This is a genomic window from Citrobacter freundii complex sp. 2024EL-00216 (assembly GCF_043945515.1).
GTDB classification, from domain to species: Bacteria; Pseudomonadota; Gammaproteobacteria; order Enterobacterales; family Enterobacteriaceae; genus Citrobacter; species Citrobacter portucalensis.
This window is the reverse complement of the sequence record NZ_JBIMRA010000001.1, coordinates 26810-48347: the sequence shown is the minus strand read 5'-3', so window position 1 is coordinate 48347 and position 21538 is coordinate 26810. Positions and strand designations below refer to the sequence as shown.

The 21538-nt window shown below is 51.1% G+C and carries 22 protein-coding genes; 10 read left to right on the top strand and 12 right to left on the bottom strand.

The genetic code is table 11. From position 1 onward, the window contains the following. Positions 1-12: 12 nt before the first annotated feature. The 5 genes from ACHHZ7_RS00275 to rmf all read left to right on the top strand — a co-directional run bounded on the left by ACHHZ7_RS00275 (position 13) and on the right by rmf (position 5818). Positions 13-1920, top strand: coding sequence for an ABC transporter ATP-binding protein (locus tag ACHHZ7_RS00275; protein WP_008784281.1), 1908 nt, complete (start codon positions 13-15; stop codon positions 1918-1920). Between the two features lie 15 nt (positions 1921-1935). After that, a complete protein-coding gene (pqiA, locus tag ACHHZ7_RS00270) occupies positions 1936-3189 on the top strand; it encodes a membrane integrity-associated transporter subunit PqiA (RefSeq protein ID WP_060682458.1) in 1254 nt (417 codons plus the stop codon). Positions 3190-3193: 4 nt separating this feature from the next. Next, on the top strand, positions 3194-4834 hold the full coding sequence (pqiB, locus tag ACHHZ7_RS00265; protein WP_020996511.1) for an intermembrane transport protein PqiB: 1641 nt from the start codon (positions 3194-3196) through the stop codon (positions 4832-4834). Beyond that, positions 4831-5394 carry a membrane integrity-associated transporter subunit PqiC gene (gene pqiC / locus ACHHZ7_RS00260; RefSeq protein WP_003035868.1) on the top strand — a complete coding sequence of 188 codons (564 nt, stop codon included), beginning with the start codon at positions 4831-4833 and terminating at the stop codon, positions 5392-5394. The genes pqiB and pqiC overlap by 4 nt, the downstream gene beginning before the upstream one ends. Positions 5395-5650: 256 nt before the next feature. Beyond that, a complete protein-coding gene (gene rmf / locus ACHHZ7_RS00255) occupies positions 5651-5818 on the top strand; it encodes a ribosome modulation factor (protein WP_003035871.1) in 168 nt (55 codons plus the stop codon). 107 nt (positions 5819-5925) lie between these two features. Here rmf and fabA read toward each other — a convergent pair whose 3' ends face one another. Further along, positions 5926-6444 carry a bifunctional 3-hydroxydecanoyl-ACP dehydratase/trans-2-decenoyl-ACP isomerase gene (gene fabA, locus ACHHZ7_RS00250; RefSeq protein WP_003035875.1) on the bottom strand — a complete coding sequence of 173 codons (519 nt, stop codon included), beginning with the start codon at positions 6442-6444 and terminating at the stop codon, positions 5926-5928. Between the two features lie 68 nt (positions 6445-6512). Next, on the bottom strand, positions 6513-8273 hold the full coding sequence (locus ACHHZ7_RS00245; RefSeq protein ID WP_032942904.1) for a Lon protease family protein: 1761 nt from the start codon (positions 8271-8273) through the stop codon (positions 6513-6515). 185 nt (positions 8274-8458) lie between these two features. Here ACHHZ7_RS00245 and matP point away from each other — a divergent pair, with 185 nt between their 5' ends. Further along, positions 8459-8911 carry a macrodomain Ter protein MatP gene (gene matP, locus ACHHZ7_RS00240; RefSeq protein ID WP_032942905.1) on the top strand — a complete coding sequence of 151 codons (453 nt, stop codon included), beginning with the start codon at positions 8459-8461 and terminating at the stop codon, positions 8909-8911. 88 nt (positions 8912-8999) lie between these two features. On the opposite strand, the gene ompA is transcribed toward matP, so the two are convergent. Both ompA and sulA read right to left on the bottom strand, forming a co-directional pair. Further along, positions 9000-10046 carry a porin OmpA gene (gene ompA / locus ACHHZ7_RS00235; protein ID WP_020996510.1) on the bottom strand — a complete coding sequence of 349 codons (1047 nt, stop codon included), beginning with the start codon at positions 10044-10046 and terminating at the stop codon, positions 9000-9002. A 357-nt stretch (positions 10047-10403) separates the two neighbouring features. Next, positions 10404-10913 carry an SOS-induced cell division inhibitor SulA gene (gene sulA / locus ACHHZ7_RS00230; protein WP_008784287.1) on the bottom strand — a complete coding sequence of 170 codons (510 nt, stop codon included), beginning with the start codon at positions 10911-10913 and terminating at the stop codon, positions 10404-10406. 217 nt (positions 10914-11130) lie between these two features. Here sulA and ACHHZ7_RS00225 point away from each other — a divergent pair, with 217 nt between their 5' ends. Then, positions 11131-11745 carry a TfoX/Sxy family DNA transformation protein gene (locus tag ACHHZ7_RS00225; protein ID WP_003831996.1) on the top strand — a complete coding sequence of 205 codons (615 nt, stop codon included), beginning with the start codon at positions 11131-11133 and terminating at the stop codon, positions 11743-11745. On the opposite strand, the gene yccS is transcribed toward ACHHZ7_RS00225, so the two are convergent. Together yccS and ACHHZ7_RS00215 are read right to left on the bottom strand one after the other, a co-directional pair. Next, complete coding sequence (gene yccS / locus ACHHZ7_RS00220; RefSeq protein ID WP_060683739.1) at positions 11723-13876, bottom strand: YccS family putative transporter; 2154 nt, start codon at positions 13874-13876, stop codon at positions 11723-11725. The two genes, ACHHZ7_RS00225 and yccS, sit on opposite strands and share 23 nt — an antisense overlap. Positions 13877-13894: 18 nt before the next feature. Beyond that, a complete protein-coding gene (locus ACHHZ7_RS00215) occupies positions 13895-14341 on the bottom strand; it encodes a YccF domain-containing protein (protein ID WP_003831998.1) in 447 nt (148 codons plus the stop codon). A gap of 125 nt (positions 14342-14466) precedes the next feature. Between ACHHZ7_RS00215 and helD the strand changes: the two genes are divergently transcribed. Next, the gene (helD, locus tag ACHHZ7_RS00210; protein WP_060682457.1) at positions 14467-16521 is read left to right on the top strand and encodes a DNA helicase IV; all 2055 of its coding nucleotides are present in this window, start codon (positions 14467-14469) and stop codon (positions 16519-16521) included. Between the two features lie 32 nt (positions 16522-16553). On the opposite strand, the gene mgsA is transcribed toward helD, so the two are convergent. Together mgsA and ACHHZ7_RS00200 are read right to left on the bottom strand one after the other, a co-directional pair. Beyond that, positions 16554-17012 (bottom strand): methylglyoxal synthase, encoded by a 459-nt coding sequence (gene mgsA / locus ACHHZ7_RS00205; RefSeq protein ID WP_003035897.1) that lies wholly within the window; start codon positions 17010-17012, stop codon positions 16554-16556. Between the two features lie 93 nt (positions 17013-17105). Then, complete coding sequence (locus ACHHZ7_RS00200) at positions 17106-17768, bottom strand: DUF2057 family protein (protein ID WP_060682456.1); 663 nt, start codon at positions 17766-17768, stop codon at positions 17106-17108. A 172-nt stretch (positions 17769-17940) separates the two neighbouring features. Between ACHHZ7_RS00200 and ACHHZ7_RS00195 the strand changes: the two genes are divergently transcribed. Then, complete coding sequence (locus tag ACHHZ7_RS00195) at positions 17941-18354, top strand: CoA-binding protein (RefSeq protein ID WP_032942909.1); 414 nt, start codon at positions 17941-17943, stop codon at positions 18352-18354. Between the two features lie 67 nt (positions 18355-18421). On the opposite strand, the gene hspQ is transcribed toward ACHHZ7_RS00195, so the two are convergent. After that, on the bottom strand, positions 18422-18739 hold the full coding sequence (hspQ, locus tag ACHHZ7_RS00190; protein ID WP_003035905.1) for a heat shock protein HspQ: 318 nt from the start codon (positions 18737-18739) through the stop codon (positions 18422-18424). 57 nt (positions 18740-18796) lie between these two features. After that, positions 18797-19987, bottom strand: coding sequence for a 23S rRNA (cytosine(1962)-C(5))-methyltransferase RlmI (rlmI, locus tag ACHHZ7_RS00185; RefSeq protein WP_060682455.1), 1191 nt, complete (start codon positions 19985-19987; stop codon positions 18797-18799). Between the two features lie 94 nt (positions 19988-20081). Between rlmI and yccX the strand changes: the two genes are divergently transcribed. Then, positions 20082-20363, top strand: a complete 282-nt coding sequence (gene yccX, locus ACHHZ7_RS00180) for an acylphosphatase (RefSeq protein ID WP_020996508.1) — start codon at positions 20082-20084, stop codon at positions 20361-20363. On the opposite strand, the gene tusE is transcribed toward yccX, so the two are convergent. Continuing rightward, positions 20360-20689 (bottom strand): sulfurtransferase TusE, encoded by a 330-nt coding sequence (gene tusE, locus ACHHZ7_RS00175; RefSeq protein WP_008784296.1) that lies wholly within the window; start codon positions 20687-20689, stop codon positions 20360-20362. The two genes, yccX and tusE, sit on opposite strands and share 4 nt — an antisense overlap. 88 nt (positions 20690-20777) lie before the next feature. Beyond that, on the bottom strand, positions 20778-21437 hold the full coding sequence (yccA, locus tag ACHHZ7_RS00170) for an FtsH protease modulator YccA (protein ID WP_060682454.1): 660 nt from the start codon (positions 21435-21437) through the stop codon (positions 20778-20780). Positions 21438-21538 lie beyond the last annotated feature (101 nt).

Below are 21538 nucleotides of genomic sequence, written 5' to 3'. Positions count from 1 at the left end.
AAGGATAAATAAATGTCATTGATCAGTATGCATGGTGCATGGCTGTCGTTCAGCGATGCGCCGCTTCTTGATAATGCAGAACTGCATATCGAGGATAACGAACGCGTCTGTCTGGTTGGCCGTAACGGCGCAGGTAAATCGACGCTGATGAAGATCCTGAACCGTGAGCAGGGGCTTGACGACGGGCGTATCATTTATGAGCAGGATCTGGTTGTGGCGCGTCTGCAACAGGATCCGCCGCGTAATGTTGAAGGCAGCGTGTATGATTTCGTTGCCGAGGGTATCGAAGAACAGGCCGAGTATCTCAAACGTTATCACGATATTTCGCGTCTGGTGATGACTGATCCGAGCGACAGAAATCTGAATGAGATGGCGCGGGTTCAGGAAATGCTCGATCATCACAATCTGTGGCAGCTCGAAAGCCGTATTAATGAAGTGCTGGAGCAGTTGGGGCTGGATCCAAACGCCGCACTTTCTTCGCTTTCAGGCGGTTGGCTGCGTAAAGCGGCGCTGGGCCGCGCGTTAGTGAGCAATCCGCGTGTACTGCTGCTGGATGAACCAACAAACCACCTAGATATTGAAACCATCGACTGGCTGGAAGGGTTCCTGAAATCTTTCAATGGGACAATCATCTTCATTTCCCACGACCGTTCTTTTATACGCAATATGGCGACGCGTATCGTCGACCTCGATCGTGGCAAGCTGGTGACCTACCCGGGGAATTACGATCAGTATCTGCTGGAAAAAGAAGAAGCGCTGCGCGTAGAAGAGTTACAAAATGCAGAGTTTGACCGCAAGCTGGCGCAGGAAGAGGTCTGGATCCGTCAGGGGATCAAAGCGCGCCGTACCCGTAATGAAGGCCGCGTGCGCGCACTGAAAGCCATGCGTCGCGAGCGTGGCGAACGCCGCGAAGTGATGGGCACGGCGAAGATGCAGGTCGAAGAGGCGAGCCGTTCAGGCAAGATTGTTTTCGAAATGGAGAACGTGGATTACCAGGTTGATGGTAAGCAGCTGGTAAAAGATTTCTCCGCACAGGTACAACGTAGCGACAAAATTGCGCTAATCGGACCGAACGGCTGCGGCAAAACAACGCTGCTGAAGCTGATGTTAGGCCAGCTTCAGGCTGACAGTGGACGCATTCACGTCGGCACCAAGCTGGAAGTGGCCTATTTCGATCAGCACCGCGCCGAACTGGATCCAGATAAAACCGTGATGGACAACCTGGCTGAAGGTAAGCAAGAGGTGATGGTTAACGGTAAACCTCGCCATGTGCTGGGTTATCTGCAGGACTTCCTGTTCCATCCGAAACGCGCGATGACGCCAGTGCGAGCGCTCTCTGGTGGGGAACGAAATCGCCTGCTGTTGGCGCGTCTTTTTCTGAAACCCAGCAATCTTTTGATTCTCGATGAACCAACGAACGATCTTGACGTCGAAACGCTGGAACTGCTTGAAGAACTAATTGATAGCTATCAGGGGACTGTACTGCTGGTAAGCCACGACCGTCAGTTTGTGGATAATACTGTAACTGAATGCTGGATCTTCGAGGGCGGTGGTAAAATTGGTCGTTATGTCGGCGGTTATCATGACGCGCGCAGCCAGCAATCTCAGTATGTGGCGTTTAAACAACCGGTCGCGAAAAAAACAGAGGAAGCTGTTGCTCCTAAAGCAGAAATTGTCAAACGTGGTACGAGCAAACTAAGCTATAAACTGCAGCGCGAACTGGAGCAGCTCCCCGCTCAGCTTGAAGAACTGGAAGCTAAACTGGAAAGACTACAAGCTCAGGTTGCTGACGCCGCTTTTTTCAGTCAGCCACATGAGCAAACACAGCAGGTATTAGCTAATCTGAACGAAGCGGAACAAGAACTTGAGCAAGCCTTTGAGCGCTGGGAGTATCTTGAGTCTTTGAAGAACGGCGCATAATTTAAAGGAGCACATATGTGCGAACATCACCATGCCGCGAAGCATATTTTGTGCTCGCAGTGTGACATGCTGGTGGCGTTACCTCGCCTTGAGCATGGTCAGAAAGCGGCATGTCCACGATGTGGCACTACGTTAACGGTTGAGTGGGACGCGCCGCGGCAGCGTCCTACCGCCTATGTATTAGCAGCATTGTTCATGCTGCTTCTGTCAAATCTCTTCCCCTTTGTGAATATGAACGTCGCAGGGGTGAGCAGCGAAGTGACGTTGCTGGAGATCCCCAGCGTTCTCTTTTCTGAAGACTACGCCAGTCTCGGCACCTTCTTTTTATTATTCGTGCAGTTGGTCCCCGCGTTTTGCCTGCTGACTATCTTGCTGCTGGTGAATCGGGTGCAGATGCCCGCCAGACTTAAGGCGGGTCTTGCACGCGTCCTGTTCCAGTTAAAAAGCTGGGGGATGGCGGAAATCTTCCTCGCTGGCGTGCTGGTCAGCTTCGTTAAGCTTATGGCTTACGGCGATATTGGCGTGGGCAGCAGCTTTATTCCGTGGTGCTTCTTTTGCGTTTTGCAACTGCGCGCATTCCAGTGCGTTGACCGTCGCTGGCTGTGGGATGATATTGCGCCAATGCCAGCGATTAAGCAGGAGTTAAAACCAGGTGTGCCCGGCATTCGACAGGGACTGCGTTCCTGCTCTTGCTGCACCGCGATTCTTCCCGCTGATGAACGGGTGTGTCCGCGCTGCCAGACGAAAGGATATGTGCGGCGTAAAAACAGTCTGCAATGGACGTTGGCATTACTGTTCACGTCGATCATGCTTTATCTTCCTGCCAATATTTTGCCGATTATGATTACCGATCTGCTCGGGTCAAAGCTGCCATCAACGATACTTGAGGGGGTGGTTTTAATCTGGAGCGAAGGCTCTTATCCGGTGGCTGCGGTTATTTTTATCGCCAGTATTATGGTGCCGACGTTGAAAATGATCGCCATTGCCTGGCTATGTTGGGATGCCAAAGGGCACGGCAAACGCGACAGCGAACGTATGCACCTGATTTATGAAGTTGTGGAATTTGTCGGTCGCTGGTCAATGATCGACGTCTTTGTGATTGCGGTACTCTCTGCGCTGGTACGCATGGGAGGGTTAATGAACATTTATCCTGCAATGGGTGCTTTGATGTTTGCTTTAGTCGTCATTATGACAATGTTTTCTGCGATGACATTTGATCCGCGTCTGTCGTGGGACCGTGAACCAGAACCAGGCCATGAGGAGTCCTGACAGCATGGAATCTAAAAGTGGGGAAGCCAAAGTGCAAAAGGTAAAAAACTGGTCGCCCGTGTGGATATTCCCTATCGTCACTGCACTCATTGGCGCGTGGGTACTGTTTTATCACTACAGTCATCAGGGGCCACAGGTTACGCTTATTACCACCAATGCCGAAGGTATTGAAGGGGGCAAAACGACGATTAAAAGTCGCAGCGTGGATGTCGGTATCGTCGAGAGCGCAACCCTGACTGATGATTTGACCCATGTGGAGATTAAAGCGCGTCTTAACTCCGGAATGGAAAAGCTGCTGCATAAAGATTCTGTCTTTTGGGTGGTGAAGCCGCAGGTTGGACGTGAAGGTATCAGTGGGCTCGGCACGTTATTGTCCGGGGCTTATATTGAACTGCAGCCTGGCAATAAAGGCAGTAAGCTGGAAAATTACCAACTGCTGGATTCACCGCCGCTGGCTCCGCCAGATGCAAAAGGGATCCGTGTGATTCTGGACAGCAAAAAAGCCGGTCAGTTGAGCCCTGGCGATCCGGTGCTTTTCCGCGGCTATCGTGTGGGCTCGGTTGAAACCAGCACGTTTGATGCGCAAAAGCGTACGATCAGCTATCAGCTTTTCATCAATGCGCCTAACGATCGTCTGGTGACCAGCAATGTACGTTTCTGGAAAGACAGCGGGATCGCCGTAGATCTTACCTCAGCAGGTATGCGCGTAGAAATGGGATCGCTCTCCACGCTGTTTGGCGGTGGTGTAAGTTTTGATGTGCCCGAAGGACTGGAACAAGGTCAACCGGTTGAGCAGCAGGCCTCATTTAACCTCTATGACGATCAAAAAAGTATTCAGGATTCCCTGTATACCGATCATATTGATTACCTGATGTTCTTTAAAGATTCGATTCGTGGCCTACAGCCTGGTGCACCGCTGGAATTCCGTGGCATCCGCTTGGGTACGGTGAGTAAAGTACCTTTCTTCTCACCGAATATGCGTCAGGTATTTAACAATGATTACCGCATTCCGGTGCTGGTGCGTATTGAACCAGAACGTCTGAAGGCACAGCTGGGAGAAGATACCGATGTTGGCGCTCATTTGGAGCAACTGCTTAAACGCGGATTACGAGGATCGCTCAAAACCGGGAACCTGGTGACTGGTGCGCTGTATGTCGATCTCGACTTCTACCCGAAAGAGCCGCCGATTACCGGTGTACGCGAATTCAATGGTTATCAAATTATTCCGACCGTGAGCGGTGGTCTGGCGCAGATCCAACAGCGTCTGATGGAAGCGTTGGATAAGATTAACAATCTGCCGCTGAACCCGATGATTGAGCAGGCAACCAATACGCTGTCGGAAAGCCAACGCACGATGAAACATCTGCAAACCACGCTGGATAACATGAACAAGATCACGTCCAGCCAGTCGATGCAGGATCTGCCGGCGGATATGCAGAACACGCTACGTGAACTGAATCGTAGTATGCAGGGCTTCCAGCCTGGTTCCGCGGCCTACAACAAGATGGTGGCGGATATGCAGCGTCTTGATCAGGTACTGCGTGAACTGCAACCGGTACTGAAAACGTTGAACGATAAGAGTAATGCGCTGGTATTTGAAGCGAAGGACAAAAAAGATCCAGAGCCGAAGAGGGCGAAACAATGAAAAAGTGGCTAGTGGTGATGATGGCGGTCTGGCTGACGTCATGCAGCTCCAGCGGAGAAAATAAAAGCTATTACCAGCTCCCTATCGCACAAGGCGGAGTGCAGAGCTCTGCCAATCAGGGAAACCGTCTGCTGTGGGTTGAACAGATTGCGGTACCTGATTATCTGGCCGGTAATGGGGTGGTTTACCAGACCAGCGATGTGCAATATGTGATAGCCAATAATAATCTCTGGGCCAGCCCATTAGATCAGCAATTGCGCAATACACTGGTTGCGAACCTCAGTATGCAGTTGCCTGGCTGGGTTGTCGCTTCACAACCGCTTGGAAGCACTCAGGATACGCTGAACGTGACCGTAACCGGCTTCCACGGTCGGTACGATGGTAAGGTTATTGTGAGCGGTGAATGGTTGCTGAATCATCAGGGACAACTGATCAAACGCCCGTTCCACATCGAAGCTGTACAGACGAAAGACGGCTACGATGAGATGGTGAAGGTTCTAGCCAATGCCTGGAGTCAGGAAGCGACGGCCATTGCTCAAGAGCTGAAACGCATCCCTTAAGCTTAAATAATTGTAAATTATGCCGCCCCTGGTTCATTGCCCGGGGCGGTTTTTTTTATTTTTTTAGCCGTGAAGATAGCTGTTCTGACTGACTATTTTTGTACAAATGATTTAGAGGCTAGCTCACAAATATGACACTGGCGTGAATTTTGCGCATTGACGAGCCTGATGTTTAGGGGTATTCGTTTAGTGTGATTGCACACTTAGTAATCACTGTTTTCTTTTCCACCAGACCCAAAAATGAGGGAAACGAGGCATGAAGAGACAAAAACGAGATCGCCTGGAACGGGCACATCAACGTGGATATCAGGCCGGCATTGCCGGACGCTCAAAAGAAATGTGTCCCTATCAGACGCTGAATCAGAGGTCATACTGGCTGGGAGGCTGGCGAGAAGCCATGGGGGATAGGGTTTTAATGGCCTGATTCTGTCTCTTTAGATAAAAGAAACCTCCGCAGAGCGGAGGTTTCGCCTTTTGGCACACCAGATAAAACGGAGAAACGTTAATGTCTGGCTGCTTCCCAGTTCTGGATTAGAACGCGGAAGTGTCCTGGAACAGACCCACTTTCAGATCGTTTGCGGTATAGATCAGGCGACCATCAACCAGCACTTCACCATCAGCCAGGCCCATGATCAGGCGGCGGTTAACGATACGTTTGAAGTGAATGCGGTAAGTGACTTTCTTCGCGGTCGGCAGAACCTGGCCGGTGAATTTAACTTCGCCTACGCCCAGCGCACGGCCTTTACCTTCGCCGCCCAGCCAGCCGAGATAGAATCCAACCAGTTGCCACATGGCGTCGAGACCCAGGCAGCCCGGCATCACCGGATCGCCGATAAAGTGACAACCGAAGAACCACAGGTCCGGGTTGATATCCAGTTCAGCTTCAACATAACCTTTATCAAAGTTGCCGCCGGTTTCGGTCATCTTGATGACACGGTCCATCATCAGCATGCTTGGTGCTGGCAGTTGTGGCCCTTTAGCGCCAAACAGCTCACCGCGACCAGAGGCAAGAAGGTCTTCTTTCGTATAGGATTCGCGTTTATCTACCATGTTCTCTGTAAGCCTTATTTTATTGAAGCACGCAGGATAGCTAACACGTGTACGCTGAACAAGTCCGATCAGTTCGGAATAATCCAGTTCAGCCAACGTAGCGGCCATGGAAAACGGTGACGACCTTCCTGTTGCGTAGCCGTGGCAATACGCTCCTGAATGGTTTGCATCAGCGTTGTCTGGCCTTCGCCATCCCACACCAGATTTAACAACAGTGGCAGTGCATCAGTCACGTCGTCCACCGCCCAGATAGTGAATTTTTCTTCTTCTATGGCCTGTAGCAGTGCAGGCTGCAGGCTGAGGTGTCTGACGTTAGCCGAAGGAATGATGACGCCCTGTGTGCCTGTCAGCTCGCGCTGCTGGCAGATGGCGAAGAAACCTTCAATTTTCTCGTTCAGACCGCCAACAGGTTGCGCCCGACCAAACTGATCGACAGAACCGGTAATAGCGATACTTTGATTAACAGGTACGTCGGCGAGGGCGCTAATCAATGCGCACAGTTCTGCCATGGACGCGCTGTCACCGTCCACCTCACTGTAAGATTGCTCAAAGGTCAGCGAGGCAGAGAAGGGGATCTGTTGCTCCAGCTGGAGTTCCGACATCAGGAACGCCTGCATAATCATCATACCCTTGGCATGAATATTTCCGCCAAGCTCGGCTTTGCGCTCAATATCCGTAAACTCGCCGTCGCCAATATGCACGACGCAACTGATACGAGAAGGCTCGCCAAATGCGCGTGGGTGGCCTGGAAACTCAATCACCGACAAGGCGTTGATCTGGCCAATACGCTCGCCTTCTGTCTCGATAAGGATTTGCTCTTGCAGAATTTCATCCTGCATGCGTTCAGCCAGGAATCCCTCACGCCATTCGCGTTGAGCCAGCATCAGGCTGAACTGCTCAGCGTTGCAGGTTTCGCCCTCGCATAACGGTGCCACCTCTTTGAACTGTCGGGTGATCCACAGCGGGTTAAGCGGCAATGTATCCTGTTCACCGGTATAGCGAACGGCTTCACGGATCAGAACCTGCCAGGCATCGGGAGCGGGGTAAGGCAAATTATTGCGCATGGCAGTATGCGTGACCCATTGACACCACTGCGTCATGGTTTCGGCATCCACAATCTGCAGATTATCTTCAAACTCGCTGTAAATGGCCTGCTCAGCCAATTCTGGTTCCATGTCCTGGAAATCCGCCAGCGATTCACGCTCACCCACCAAAATCACTTTCAGTTTAAGCGGCATAGGCGGAACGGAGACAGGCAGCGGGCGAGACTCATCAAATGCCACCCAATCAAAACGCTCGTGGCTGACAATGGCTTTCAGGCGCATCCATAACAGCGGTTGGGCCAACAGCGTGCGCAATGAGATAACCAGCACACCTCCATTGGCCTGATGTACCAGACCTGGCTGTAGCGTGATTTCACCATTGAACTGACGTAGACAGCCGAACAGTTGTTCGGCTTCGGCCCAGTCAGCGCTGACCACCTGCGTTAACGTCGCAAAATTGTCTTCCGTTTTCTCAGCTGTACGATAACGAATAGTGTGACCGGAGATGTCGTAATGACCGCCAGTCAGGCTTCCTGCATCCGTGTGCAAGGGACGTGCAGCCTTTGCAATAAGGTTGAGATACTCAAGCTCTTCCGGTGCTTTTACCAACATGAACGAGGATGTTGTCCAGTGCTGAAGAAGCTGCTCTAGCGCGAATTGTAAACGTGGCTGAGTATCACTAAGTAAGGTGTCGGTGTCGTCAGTGACGTGCGGCTGTGCAAATACTTCCTGATAACTGTCGGTATCAGGAACCAGATCACGCCATGCAAGTTTCGTAATGGTCAAAGTTGATGTTTTTTAGTCTGTTGTAAAAAACGAGATTATACCGTAACCCTCACCACTAAACACCTGGAAAGCACCGCGAAACGGTTGTGATGACGCGCGACAGTTCACAGGCTGGATATTCTTTTCTTCAGATGCCGAAAAAGCTGATATTCTGATAAGAGTTACACGGTAACATTGAGATCGCAATGAAATATCAACAACTTGAAAACCTTGAAAGCGGCTGGAAATGGAAGTATCTGGTGAAGAAGCATCGTGAGGGGGAATTAATCACCCGTTACGTCGAGGCCAGCGCTGCCAAAGAAGCCGTTGATTTATTGCTAACCCTCGAAAATGAACCGGTTCGGGTCAATAGCTGGATTGAAGAACACATGAATCCTGCGCTGCTTAATCGTATGAAACAAACCATACGTGCCAGGCGCAAGCGGCACTTTAATGCTGAGCATCAGCATACCCGGAAGAAATCCATCGATCTGGAATTTATGGTCTGGCAGCGTCTGGCAGGTCTTGCGCAGCGGCGCGGAAAAACGCTTTCTGAAACTATTGTGCAGCTGATTGAAGACGCAGAGCATAAAGAGAAGTACGCGAACAAAATGTCGACATTGAAACAGGATTTACAGGCGTTGCTGGGGAAAGAGTAGCGGTCGGCTGGTTGAATGCGTGGCTTACTTTGGATGAAAACAGATGAAAAAAAACCCCGCTATGCGGGGTTTTTTATAAGACGATAACTTAAGCCTGAGGCTGAGTTACAACGTCTTTGATGCCTTTAACTTCGATCTCAACACGACGATCCGGAGCCAGGCAGTCGATCAGTGCAGCGCGAGCTTTCACGTTGTCACAGGTGTTGCCAGTAACTGGGTTGGATTCACCCATACCACGTGCAGAGATTTTGTCAGAAGGAATACCTTTAGAGATCAGGTAATCAACAACGGACTGAGCACGTTTCTCGGACAGACCCTGGTTGTAAGCGTCAGAACCGATGCGGTCAGTGAAGCCCAGAACCACTACGGAACCGTCTTTCGGATCCAGGTTGCTCAGCTGGCTGTACATCTGGTCCAGAGCCTGCTGGCCTTCTGGTTTCAGAGTTGCTTTGTTGAAGTTGAACAGAACGTCAGACTTCAGAGTGAAGTGCTTGGTCTGTACTTCTGGAGCCGGAGCCGGAGCAACAACTACTGGAGCTGCTTCTTCCTGCTGACCGAAACGGTAAGAAACACCAACGCTCAACAGGCCGTTATCCGGACGACCGCCAACGGTGTTCGCGTCACCGATGTTGTTGGTCCACTGGTATTCCAGACGGGTTGCGATTTCAGGAGTAATTGCATACTCTACGCCACCAGCGAATACTGGGGATACACCAGTGTCGTGGTCTTTGAAGCCATCGTTGTTTTTAGCGTCTGCACGCCAAACCATACCACCCAGACGGGTATAAACGTCCAGATCGTCAGTGATTGGGTAACCCAGTTTAGCGGTCAGTTGAACGCCCTGAGCTTTGAAAGCGCCATTCTGCTCGCTGCCTTTGTATGGCATACGGCCTAACCAGTCGTAACCCATTTCGAAACCAACGTACGGGTTAACCTGATAACCACCGAACGCACCGGCACCCAGTTGGCTTTCGTGGGTCGGACCGTTGTTGTCGATACGGTTGTTGCCAATATCATGGAACTGAGACCAGCCCAGTTTAGCACCAGTATACCAGGTGTTATCTTTCGGAGCGGCCTGCGCCACGGTAGCGAAACCAGCCAGTGCCACTGCAATTGCGATAGCTGTCTTTTTCATTTTTTGCGCCTCGTTATCATCCAAAATTCGCCATGAATATCTCCGAAGAGAGATAACACGGTTAAATCCTTCACCCGGGGACCAGTTCAATAGTTACTCTACCGATATCTGCGGCTTACGCCGAGCACCCCTGGCGATGTAAAGTCTACAACGTAGTTGAAAACTTACAAGTGTGAAGTCCGTCAGGCATATGAAAAAAAAAGGCTTGTATACACAATATTTAACATTTATAGCTGAATAAATGTACTGAGGATATCCTGAAAACCGCTTCAGACAAGCGTTCAGACGAAAAACACATTACAGCTCAAAGACAAATTGAGAGATGAAAAAAAATTCCAGGATAAATCCTAATTTTACTCAATGATACAAATTCGAGTGAATTTTTAGCCCGGAATGCTGTCTGCCCGCAAGTGTCTGGGCGCGAACCGGACGCATGATAAAACCCATCGCATTACCTTCATCAGCCGCTTTGACCAGTTCGGCATGTTCATCTTCCGTTAATTCTTCCGCCAGCCAGCCAATGACAACACTGTAATTACCCGTGCGTAGCGCACGAATCATCGATTCCAGCGTATTGCAGGGGGAGAGCTGACTAATTTGCATGACTTTCGTCAATGGAAGTCCAGCTGACTGCACCCACTCCCGACTTAATTTTTGCTGAGGCGTCAGCCACAGCTGCCAGCGTGATTGTTGCCCTAACTGTTGCAGCAGGGGAAGCAGCAGCAGTTGTGTCATCATGGGCTGGTCCTCGCGATAGACAACTTCACTGATAAGCCCAGCGGTTGCGTTCTCTGATGAAACGCGCGCAATGTTGCTTGATGTGGAAGAGAACGACGATGAACGATTTGCATAGCCTGAAGTGTACATAATCAATCCAGCCCTGTGAGTTACTGTATGGATATACAGTAACCCTGCAATCAACAAAGATCAACCTTATTTTCGGAAACAGGTTCGCAATTTTTAGTCGTCGTCACGGGAAAAATAAAATTCATCTTGCCCCATACGCATAAGTTGCCTATTTTCGTCATTAACGGATCCGCTACTGAAAATCATTTGCTTACGTTATGATTTAAAAAGGATTTTTATGAAAGAGCTTTCTTATGCAAGGATCTATAAATCGCAGGAATATCTGGCTTCTCTGGGGACAATTCACTATCGCTCACTGTTTGGTGGCTACAGTCTGACGGTTGGCGATACGGTCTTTGCCATGGTCGCTAATGGTGAGCTGTATCTTCGCGCCTGTGAGCAGAGCGCCCAGTATTGTGTACAAAATTCTCCTGTCTGGCTGACATTTATTAAGCGCGGACGTCCTCTTGTACTTAATTATTACCAGGTGAACGATGCCCTGTGGCAAAACCAGCAGCAGCTGGTGTCGCTATCGCGATATTCGTTGGATGCAGCGGTTAAGGAAAAACAGAGTCGCTTTGCCCAGCATCGTCTGCGGGAATTGCCGAATATGACGTTTCATCTGGAGACTCTGTTGAATGAAGCTGGAATTAAAGATGAGGGGACCATGCGATCGTTGGGAGCACAAATGTGCTGGCTGAAACTTCGGCAAAATAACCCGGCTCTGACGGTAAAAGTACTCTATGCCCTTGAAGGCGCGGTAGGGGGGATACATGAAGCCGCGCTCCCGGCGACGCGTCGCCAGGAGCTGGTTGAGTGGGTAAGTTCTCTTACGCCGGAGCCGGGGTATTAGACGGCAGCACGTCAATTTGCTGCTGTAATCGCCGGATCTCAGGGAGCAGGGCGATCAATAGCCCAACTTGCTGAACGACCAGCGGCTCTTTACTGTCCGGGCGTGGTTCCAGGTGCTGAATTCGCTGCTTCAGCCCTTCTAACGCCTGATATACACGCTGCTCGTCAGCGGGTTGATGGTGAAGGGCATCATCAACATAGCAAACAGAGTCATCCAGCAATGCCAAAACGTCTGGATTGGTCAGCTGTTCGCGATGTGCGCCCAGCGCAGAAATATAGCTGGTAAACGTATGGTTGAGACACAGTAAACGGAACGCCGTTTCGCGGGTTTGGGCCGTGACATCCGGCTCGCTCGACATGTTTGATACCACGGAGGCGAGTTCAGCATCACGATTATGCGCATCACGGCGAGCGATACGGTAGGCCAGACGATTATCACGACCCTGATGATATTGCTCGAGAATAGCATCAAGGTAGCGGCAGTTAGCGTCAGTCGCCCGTTCAATTACCCGTGGTAGGTTACGAAAACGCCAGTCTGGCCAGATGAAACTGACAGCAGCCCAGGCGATAGCACAGCCAATTAGCGTATCGATGACACGCGGCAGTGCAACCTCAAAGCCTTCGCCGAGCAGGTTAAAGCACAGTAACACCAGCAGCGTGATAAACATGGTGGCGTGTGCATACTGGACGTTGCGAAAGGCAAAAAACAGCACACCAGTGATCACCAGGAGTATCAGCTGCCCTTCGAGAGAGGGCACAAACCACAGGATCGGTAAACCAATGGCAATCCCAACCAACGTGCCGATAATCCTGAGCGCCAGGCGATGTCGGGTGGCGTTGTAGTTTGGCTGACAGACAAACAGGCTGGTCAGCAAGATCCAGTATCCGTGATTCATGCCGGTTATCTGGATAATGGCGTAACCAACACAGAGCACTAACGACATGCGAACGGCATGGCGAAACAGAGCAGACTCAGGGGTGAAATTACGGCTCAGACGTAACCAGATATCACTGAATCCATGGGGACTGTCATCGGCAAGCTGATTTTCAGTCTCATTGCGCGAGAGTACCTGAGCCTGTTCAGACTCTATGGTAGCAAGCTGCGCGTCGATTGCCCGTAGGTTTGACAGTAAAAAACCCAGCGTATTGAGCAGGTCGGCAGGTTCACCACTGGCACGCATGCGCTCAAGTGCGGCATCTATATGGGTGAAGGCGCGCTCAAAGTGCGGATCGTGCTGGTAAGGCGTGCGCAATAAAATACAGCGAGATAATTGTGAACAAGCTTGCCCTTGCATCGACATCAACCGCTGGAAACGGAACATCACATCGCTGTGACGGAAATGATCGCGTAGCGTTTGATACTGAATATGTGAAGAGCTTGCGCGTTCATGAATATCCTGCGCCACAAAATAGTAATGTAGCGTGCGACGTGTTCCTCGTTGTCCACGGTCACCGCGCAGGCGCGTCAACAGCGACACTTTAGTCTGATTCAGCGTTGCCATCAGTTGGCCATTCGCGAGAGCTAAATCATACAACGGTGCCTGGCTTTCATCTTCTATGTCGGGGTCAAAAAGACGCGATTTCAGTTCCAGGTAGTGCGCTAACTGTTCGTAGCTGCGTGCAAGATTGTCCTGTAAGGGGCGGATGGGGAACAGAAGATGACCGGTGAGCGTCAGCAGGTTATACCAGATAGCGCCAGCGAGCAGCAGGATGGGTTGTTGATACCACTGATCGTAAAGCGAGGTGCCCAGCATCGTGTAAATGGCGATCAGCAATGCGCCAAAAGCAATAGTTGCATAGCGCTGGCCTAATCCCCCCAGCAGAATAAAGCCGCTGGTGGAAAGCGTTAACCCAATAGCAAACAGCCATGGCCATGGGAAGAGCAGCTCAACGGAGGCCGAGGCAATAAAAAAGCACACCAGTGTGATGATTAAATTGCGCAGTCGGCCTGCGAGACGATCGTCCAGATCGGTAAGTGCGGCAGCGACCATACCCAGCGTGAGTGGGATAGTCAGCTTGACGTCACCCAGCCACCAGGGTAGCGCCGTTGTGCCGCATAGCGCGATAAAAATCCGCACGTAGTACAGCCAGGTGCTGTTCCAGGTATAGCGTTTGAGCAGAGGACTTAACATAAAGGCCATCGGTCCTGATTATTCAAAACGACGACGCGCATTGGCTTCACGCGCTGCACGGGCAACTTCTACTGAAACCACCCGGCGACCCACCGGCCAGAGCGCAATGGCAGCGATTTTAAAGTTTGCAATGCCAACCGGAATACCAATAATCGTAATGCACTGAGCAATACCAGAGATAATGTGCATCAGGCACAACCACCAGCCGAAGAAAATCAGCCAGAAAATATTGAGCACGGTGCCGCCGGTATTTAACAGGACGCTTTTACCGGCCGGATTCAGTTCATCGACATGAATCGCTTCGTTACCATAGGGAAACAGCGAAAGTCGGGTTATCTCCCAGCATGAACGGGTCAAGGGTAAAGTAAAAATAAGCACGACACTGACCAGCGTTGCCAGTAACCAGGCTAGGGTGGTGGCGAACCCCCCAAGCACAAAATTTAAAATATTCAGAACAGTACGCATAAACCCTCGGTTAACTCTGGTTTTCTGTGAATTCGGCAATTGTAACGTTTTTTTGGGCTGGAGCACGTTTTCTCTGGCGGTTACACTGATAAGCAAACCTCTTCGTGTGGATCCGCTTGAGTCTTATGGAACTGAAAGCAACTTCTCTTGGAAAACGTCTGGCACAACACCCTTACGATCGGGCCGTTATTCTCAATGCCGGGATTAAAGTTTCCGGCGATCGTCACGAGTATCTTATTCCCTTCAATCAGTTACTGGCTATTCATTGCAAACGCGGCCTGGTATGGGGCGAGCTGGAGTTTGTACTCCCGGATGAGAAGGTGGTTCGTCTTCACGGTACAGAGTGGGCGGAAACCCAGCGCTTCCATCATCATTTAAATGCACTCTGGCAACAGTGGAGCCAGGAAATGAGTGACGTTGCTGCGGGGGTTTTACAGCAGCAGTTGGATGCGATAGCGGCGCGTACTAGTGAAAGTAAATGGCTGACGCGCGAACAAACGTCAGGGCTGCAGCAGCAGATTCGCCGTGCCTTTGCCGCGTTACCGCTCCCGGTTAATCGGCTGGAGGAATTTGAAAATTGCCGGGAGGCGTTACGTCAATGCCAGGCATGGTTGAAAGACATTGAAGCCTGTCGCTTACAGCACAATCAGGCGTACACCGATGCAATGTTGGAAGAGTATGCCGAGTTTTTCCAGCATGTTGAATCTTCGCCGTTGAACCCTGCTCAGGCGCGCGCGGTGGTGAACGGTGAGCAATCATTGTTGGTACTTGCAGGTGCTGGAAGCGGTAAAACATCTGTGTTGGTTGCTCGGGCTGGTTGGTTGCTTGCACGAGGAGAAGCCGCACCAGAACAAATCCTGTTGCTGGCGTTTGGACGCAAAGCCGCCCAGGAGATGGATGACCGCATCCGTGAGCGTCTGCATACGGATGAGGTCACCGCACGGACGTTCCATTCACTGGCGTTGCACATTATTTCGCAAGGTAGCAAAAAAGTTCCAACGGTGAGCAAGCTGGAAAATGATGCTATCGCGCGCAACAAACTCTTTATAACAACCTGGCGTCAGCAGTGCAGTGAGAAAAAGGCTCAGGCTAAAGGCTGGCGACAATGGTTAGAAGAAGAAATGCAGTGGTCTGTACCCGAAGGTAACTTCTGGGATGACGAAAAATTACAGCGCCGTCTGGCTTCCCGGTTGGATCGCTGGGTTAGTTTGATGCGTATGCATGGCGGAGCACAGGCGGAGATGATTGCTAATGCTCCGGAGGAGATCCGTGATCTGTTCAGTAAACGCATAAAGCTAATGGCGCCGCTGCTCAAGGCCTGGAAGAGTGCCCTGAAGGATGAGAATGCCGTCGATTTCTCCGGGTTGATCCATCAGGCTATTGTCATTCTGGAGAAGGGGCGGTTTATCAGTCCGTGGAAACATATTCTGGTCGATGAATTTCAGGATATTTCCCCTCAGCGCGCCGCCCTGTTAGCCGCCTTGCGTAAGCAAAACTCGCAGACCACGCTGTTTGCCGTGGGAGATGACTGGCAGGCCATTTACCGGTTCAGCGGAGCACAGCTTTCTCTGACAACCGCATTCCAGCAAAATTTTGGTGAGGGCGATAGCTGTAATCTGGATATGACTTACCGTTTTAATAGCCGTATTGGCGAAGTCGCAAACCAGTTTATCCAACAAAACCCACACCAGCTCACAAAACCGCTGAACAGTCTGGCGACCGGTGATAAAAAAGCCGTCACGTTGCTCGACGAAAGCCAGTTAGATCTGTTGCTGGATAAGCTGTCGGGTTTTGTAAAAGCCGAAGAGAGAATTCTGGTGCTGGCGCGATACCATCATCTCAAACCTGCCAGCCTGGACAAAGCGGCCACCCGCTGGCCTAAGCTGCAGTTGGATTTTATGACTATTCATGCCAGCAAAGGGCAGCAGGCGGATTACGTCATTGTGATGGGGCTTCACGAAGGGAATGACGGTTTCCCGGCTCCGGCCCGCGAGTCGATTATGGAAGAGGCGTTACTCCCGGCTGTTGAAGATTTTCCTGATGCAGAAGAGAGACGGTTGCTGTATGTGGCGCTAACGCGTGCGCGGCATCGGGTATGGCTATTGTTTGGCAAAGACGCGCCATCATGCTTTGTTGATGAGCTTAAGCAACTAGACGTTCCGGTGACCCGGAAACCCTGAAAAGCAGGCGGCAGTTGCCGCCTGCTTAGCGTTTATTTGAGGCGTTCTGCAAGATAACGGGCGTAATCCGGGATCAAGATATCCGTTGCGTCGTTGAAGTTTGGCGACTGGATAATAAAATCAGCCGTTGACACGTTGGTGGCGACTGGAATGTTCCAGACCGTGGCCAGGCGTAGCAGGGCTTTGACATCAGGATCGTGGGGAACGGCGTTGAGCGGATCCCAGAAGAAAATCAGCACATCAATTTTCCCTTCTGAAATCAGCGCACCCACCTGCTGGTCACCCCCCATTGGGCCGCTCAGCATGGCGTTGACGTCCATTCCTGTCGCGCGTTGAATTAAGTTTCCTGTTGTTCCTGTAGCATACAGAACGTGTTTTTCCAGTAATGGCTGGTGGCGTTCAACCCAGCTCATCAACATCTTTTTGCAGTGATCGTGTGCGACCAACGCAATATGTTTCTGCGCTGGCAATGTGCGAGTCGTTAATTCCATAGTACAGCTCCCAAGTTAACCTTGTTACAGAGTACTGGAAGCACTTGACGCTGCAAGAGAAAGACAAAAAAAATGCGTATACGAACATAAATGTCACGATGGGGGTTGTTTCTCCGCCCATTGTAAGAAGTTACTTCTCGTTTGTGCGTCAGCCTGTTGAAACCAATATTTTAAGCGCTGCTCGGTCAGTGTTTGCGACTGAGGCGGCACGCGATCCAGTTCAGACACTCCGGAAAGCAGCGAACTGTCATCGGCCATCATCGTGGCAAATTGTGGTAAAGACGCATGCTTAGCCGCTTTGTTATAGCGCTCTGTTTCCATTTCATAATCTACGATTTTTGCGGTGGACGTGATTGACAGAATATCCAGCTTAACCGGTATAGGCATGGAGTCCCCATCCAGCAGTTCTACGCGCGGGGCATCATCAAAATGCGCTGCATCCCGCTCGTTGCTCAGACGTGGGAGGTGGAAATTAACCTGACTGACGAGTTGGGTATCAAAGCTGATGACCAACGGAGGAGAAATATACAGACGTTCTTCGTGGCTGGACAGGCGAATGGTTTTTTCTACGCGAAACACGAGCTGGTGCCGACCATTTTCCAGCTCAATACTGTCGGCACCACGCAGTAATGAGCTGGAGACTTTTTTTCCGTCCAGTACCAGAAGGTCAATATCATTAGACAGACGTAAAGAGGTAGCAAAAACGGTTACCGGCAAACATAGGGCAATCAAGGCTGTCACAATGCCGGCTTTCATAGGTTTCTCCTGTCCAGAAAATATCTGTATAAGATGTATCTAAATTTTTCGATAATCATGTTTACTAACATATAGACATATTTTTGAGTTTAGCTCTCATGCGCCAGTATGGGATGAATGGTTGCGGGGGCAGGTTTGTCGTACACTTTGCTAAACAGCCTGGAGGAAAACGATGAAAGAGACCGATATTGCTGGCATTTTGACAACGACCCGTACGATTGCGCTGGTGGGGGCAAGCGATAAACCCGACCGTCCAAGCTATCGGGTGATGAAATATTTACTCGATCAGGGCTATCACGTTATTCCTGTTTCACCGAAGGTTGCCGGAAAAACGCTGCTGGGGCAGCAGGGCTATGCGACGCTGGCAGATGTACCAGAGAAAGTGGATATGGTAGATGTCTTCCGTAATTCTGAAGCGGCGTGGGGTGTTGCTCAGGAGGCAATTGCCATCGGAGCGAAGACCTTATGGATGCAGCTCGGAGTGATTAACGAGCAGGCAGCCGTGCTGGCTCGCGATGCAGGGATGACGGTGGTGATGGATCGCTGCCCGGCGATTGAGATCCCGCGGCTGGGACTGGCGAAGTAAGGCTGATCTGTAGCCGAACAAAACGCACAGGCCCGATTAGCGAATCGCCATCGGGCCTGTGTTAGCATCAATTGCGCAGGCGCGGGGCCTGAAGCTGTTTTCGAATTGTTCGCGCCAGTTCATCCATCGACGGTTGCTCCGGATGTTCTTCCTGTAGCTCACTACTCAGTTGCGCTTCGGCCAGATACGTATGCACTGGCAGACCATTATCGTCTTCCATCACCACGTGATACCAGGGAGCGGCGCGAAGTTCGTCGTTAACCGCCAACTCATCGGCTGACGGTTGATCAAGCGAATATTCCGGGTCGATATCCACGACCACTCCGAGGTAACCTAACAGGGAATGGCGGACCTGCTGGCCGATACCGAATTTGCTGGCAATCATAGTCACCTCCCGGGAAATAGATACCCTTTATGTAAGGGTAATATTCCACTTTTCAAGTTACATGATGCGACAGGCAAACCCTTTCAGATACAGCCCTTCCGGGTAGGTAGCGATCACTGGGTGATCGGCGGCCTGACGGAACTGCTCTATAAATTGTACATCACGACCAGCATCTATTGCGGCATCAGCGATGATTTTCTGAAATAAATCGGTGGTCATTAGCCCAGAGCAGGAGAAAGTCAGCAGCACACCGCCCGGATTGAGCAACTGAATAGCCAGCATATTGATGTCCTTATAGCCGCGGCAGGCGCCCATCAACTGGCTTTTGTTTTCGACAAATTTCGGCGGATCCATCACGATGACGTCGAATTTCTCACCACGATCGCGATAAGCACGCAGAAGTTTGAACACATCATCACGCACGAACTCAGCTTTGCTCAGATCCAGCTTGTTCAATTCTACGTTCTGGCGGGCAATATCGAGCGCTTCCTGAGATGTGTCAACGCTGACAACCTGACGGCATCCGCCCATTAATGCTGAGACCGCAAAGCCGCCGGTATAAGAGAAACAGTTCAGCACACGCTGATTTTCCACATAACGACGCGTGGCCAGGCGGCTGTCGCGTTGATCGAGGTAATAGCCGGTTTTGTGACCATGCTGAATATCAACCAGCAGCTTCATTCCGTGCTCTTCAATTGGCAGCAGGGCTGGCGGAAGCTCACCCGTTACTGGCCCTTGAGTCAGCTCCATACCTTCTTTTTTACGTACGGCCACATCGCTACGGTCATAAATGGCGCAGTCCGGGAAAACAATTTGCAGAGCGCTAATCAGCGCGGCGCGTTGGTATTCAGCCCCCGCGCTGAGCAACTGCAACACCAGGAAGTTGCCGAAGCGGTCAATGGTGATGCCCGGCAGGCCATCGGATTCTCCGGCGATCAGACGGTAACTGTCCAGACCGTCTTTTTTCGCCAGCCAGTCACGCCATGTTTGCGCTTGTTGTAGACGACGGGCGAAGAAATCAATATCGATGGACTCAGACTTGTCGAATGTCCAGACGCGTGCACGGATCTGCGACGCGGGTGAGTACGCGCCGCGTGCTAACCATTTACCCTGATGGTCAACAATATCGATGGTTTCACCGAGGTTGGCTTTACCTTCCATACGTGCGACAGCACCGGAAAATACCCACGGATGGCGGCGCAGTAATGATTTTTCGCGCCCTTTGGCTAACACTAAACGTACACTCATAATTTACTATTCTGTCAATTCAAAGAAATGGGCGCCATTGTCCTGAGTTTTACGCATATTTGCAACGCGCGCTGTGATGATAAGGAGAACCGCAATGTCGAAAGTCTGCATAATCGCCTGGGTCTATGGCCGGGTTCAGGGGGTAGGATTTCGCTACACCACCCAGCATGAAGCACAACGGCTGGGGTTGACCGGCTACGCGAAGAATATGGATGACGGCAGCGTAGAGGTTGTCGCCTGCGGTGAAAGCGACCGGGTAGAACAGCTGATGAAGTGGTTGAAAGCCGGGGGGCCGAGCAGCGCCAGGGTTGACCGGGTTCTCAGTGAACCACATCGTCCTGGCGACGAGCTAAAGGGATTTAGTATCCGCTATTAAATACATTTCACCGGTTTCGGCAGGCCGGCAATTTTAGTCGCCTGCTTGGCCGGACCTTTCGGGAACAGGCGGTAGAGATAACGGCTGTTGCCTTTCTCTTCGCCAAACTTGTTGGCCATCGCTTTTACCAGCATGCGGATAGCGGGGGAGGTATTAAACTCCAGATAAAACTCGCGGACAAAACGCACCACTTCCCAGTGTTCCGCGGAGAGCGTAATGCCTTCGTTTTCGGCGATTCTCTCCGCCAGCGCCTCGCTCCACAGCGTGGTATCTTTCAGATAGCCTTCGCTATCGGTACTGATTTCTTTACCTTCAAAGATCAACATAATTCGTCACTGCGTTAGTCAAACTGGCGGCAGTTTACCAAAAAAGAAAGCCCCGCATAAGCGGGGCTGGATAATGCGTGTGGACATCTTAATCGCGGCTGGCGAAGCCCAGAATACTCAGCAGGCTGACGAAGATGTTGTACAGCGAAACATACAGGCTAACGGTGGCACGAATATAGTTGGTTTCACCGCCGCGGATGATATTGCTGGTTTCAAACAGGATTGCGCCTGAAGAAATCAGAATGAACACCGTGCTGATTGCCAGATGTAATGCTGGCAGTTGCAGGAAGATATTGGCAACCATACCAATCAACACCACTACAACACCCGCCATCAGCATACCGCCGAGGAAGGACATATCTTTACGCGTGGTCAGCACATAGGCCGAGCAGCTGAAGAAGACCAGCGCCGTACCGCCCAGCGCCATGGCGATAACATCACCCATGCCTGCGGACAGGTATGTATTCAGCATCGGTCCCAAGATGTAGCCCAGGAAGCCAGTGAAAGCGAAAGCTGACAGAATACCAACCGGTTTATCCGCCGTTTTATAGGTCAGGAACATCAGACCATACATACCCACCAGCGTCAGGATAAGTCCCGGAGAAGGTAACATCAGTACGGTACTGGCGGTTGCGGTGATCGCTGAAAACGCCAGCGTCAGGCTGAGCAGGAAATAGGTATTGCGCAGCACCTTATGCGTGCTGAGTAGCGATGTACGCTCGCGCGAAGAACTAATAATACGATCCATGAGTCACTCTCTTATGACAGATGTAATTAATGATGGAGGATAATGAAATCAAGAGGAATGACACAGCGGTTTTACCCATCTTTACGCATTTTAGCCCGCCA

What these genes read in the sequence shown, in the direction of transcription:
- ACHHZ7_RS00275 (WP_008784281.1), top strand. Translation starts at nt 13, where the DNA reads ATGTCATTGATCAGTATGCATGGTGCATGGCTGTCGTTCAGCGATGCG.
- pqiA (WP_060682458.1), top strand. Translation starts at nt 1,936, where the DNA reads ATGTGCGAACATCACCATGCCGCGAAGCATATTTTGTGCTCGCAGTGT.
- pqiB (WP_020996511.1), top strand. Translation starts at nt 3,194, where the DNA reads ATGGAATCTAAAAGTGGGGAAGCCAAAGTGCAAAAGGTAAAAAACTGG.
- pqiC (WP_003035868.1), top strand. Translation starts at nt 4,831, where the DNA reads ATGAAAAAGTGGCTAGTGGTGATGATGGCGGTCTGGCTGACGTCATGC.
- rmf (WP_003035871.1), top strand. Translation starts at nt 5,651, where the DNA reads ATGAAGAGACAAAAACGAGATCGCCTGGAACGGGCACATCAACGTGGA.
- fabA (WP_003035875.1), bottom strand. Translation starts at nt 6,444, where the DNA reads ATGGTAGATAAACGCGAATCCTATACGAAAGAAGACCTTCTTGCCTCT.
- matP (WP_032942905.1), top strand. Translation starts at nt 8,459, where the DNA reads ATGAAATATCAACAACTTGAAAACCTTGAAAGCGGCTGGAAATGGAAG.
- ompA (WP_020996510.1), bottom strand. Translation starts at nt 10,046, where the DNA reads ATGAAAAAGACAGCTATCGCAATTGCAGTGGCACTGGCTGGTTTCGCT.
- sulA (WP_008784287.1), bottom strand. Translation starts at nt 10,913, where the DNA reads ATGTACACTTCAGGCTATGCAAATCGTTCATCGTCGTTCTCTTCCACA.
- ACHHZ7_RS00225 (WP_003831996.1), top strand. Translation starts at nt 11,131, where the DNA reads ATGAAAGAGCTTTCTTATGCAAGGATCTATAAATCGCAGGAATATCTG.
- yccS (WP_060683739.1), bottom strand. Translation starts at nt 13,876, where the DNA reads ATGTTAAGTCCTCTGCTCAAACGCTATACCTGGAACAGCACCTGGCTG.
- ACHHZ7_RS00215 (WP_003831998.1), bottom strand. Translation starts at nt 14,341, where the DNA reads ATGCGTACTGTTCTGAATATTTTAAATTTTGTGCTTGGGGGGTTCGCC.
- helD (WP_060682457.1), top strand. Translation starts at nt 14,467, where the DNA reads ATGGAACTGAAAGCAACTTCTCTTGGAAAACGTCTGGCACAACACCCT.
- mgsA (WP_003035897.1), bottom strand. Translation starts at nt 17,012, where the DNA reads ATGGAATTAACGACTCGCACATTGCCAGCGCAGAAACATATTGCGTTG.
- ACHHZ7_RS00200 (WP_060682456.1), bottom strand. Translation starts at nt 17,768, where the DNA reads ATGAAAGCCGGCATTGTGACAGCCTTGATTGCCCTATGTTTGCCGGTA.
- ACHHZ7_RS00195 (WP_032942909.1), top strand. Translation starts at nt 17,941, where the DNA reads ATGAAAGAGACCGATATTGCTGGCATTTTGACAACGACCCGTACGATT.
- hspQ (WP_003035905.1), bottom strand. Translation starts at nt 18,739, where the DNA reads ATGATTGCCAGCAAATTCGGTATCGGCCAGCAGGTCCGCCATTCCCTG.
- rlmI (WP_060682455.1), bottom strand. Translation starts at nt 19,987, where the DNA reads ATGAGTGTACGTTTAGTGTTAGCCAAAGGGCGCGAAAAATCATTACTG.
- yccX (WP_020996508.1), top strand. Translation starts at nt 20,082, where the DNA reads ATGTCGAAAGTCTGCATAATCGCCTGGGTCTATGGCCGGGTTCAGGGG.
- tusE (WP_008784296.1), bottom strand. Translation starts at nt 20,689, where the DNA reads ATGTTGATCTTTGAAGGTAAAGAAATCAGTACCGATAGCGAAGGCTAT.
- yccA (WP_060682454.1), bottom strand. Translation starts at nt 21,437, where the DNA reads ATGGATCGTATTATTAGTTCTTCGCGCGAGCGTACATCGCTACTCAGC.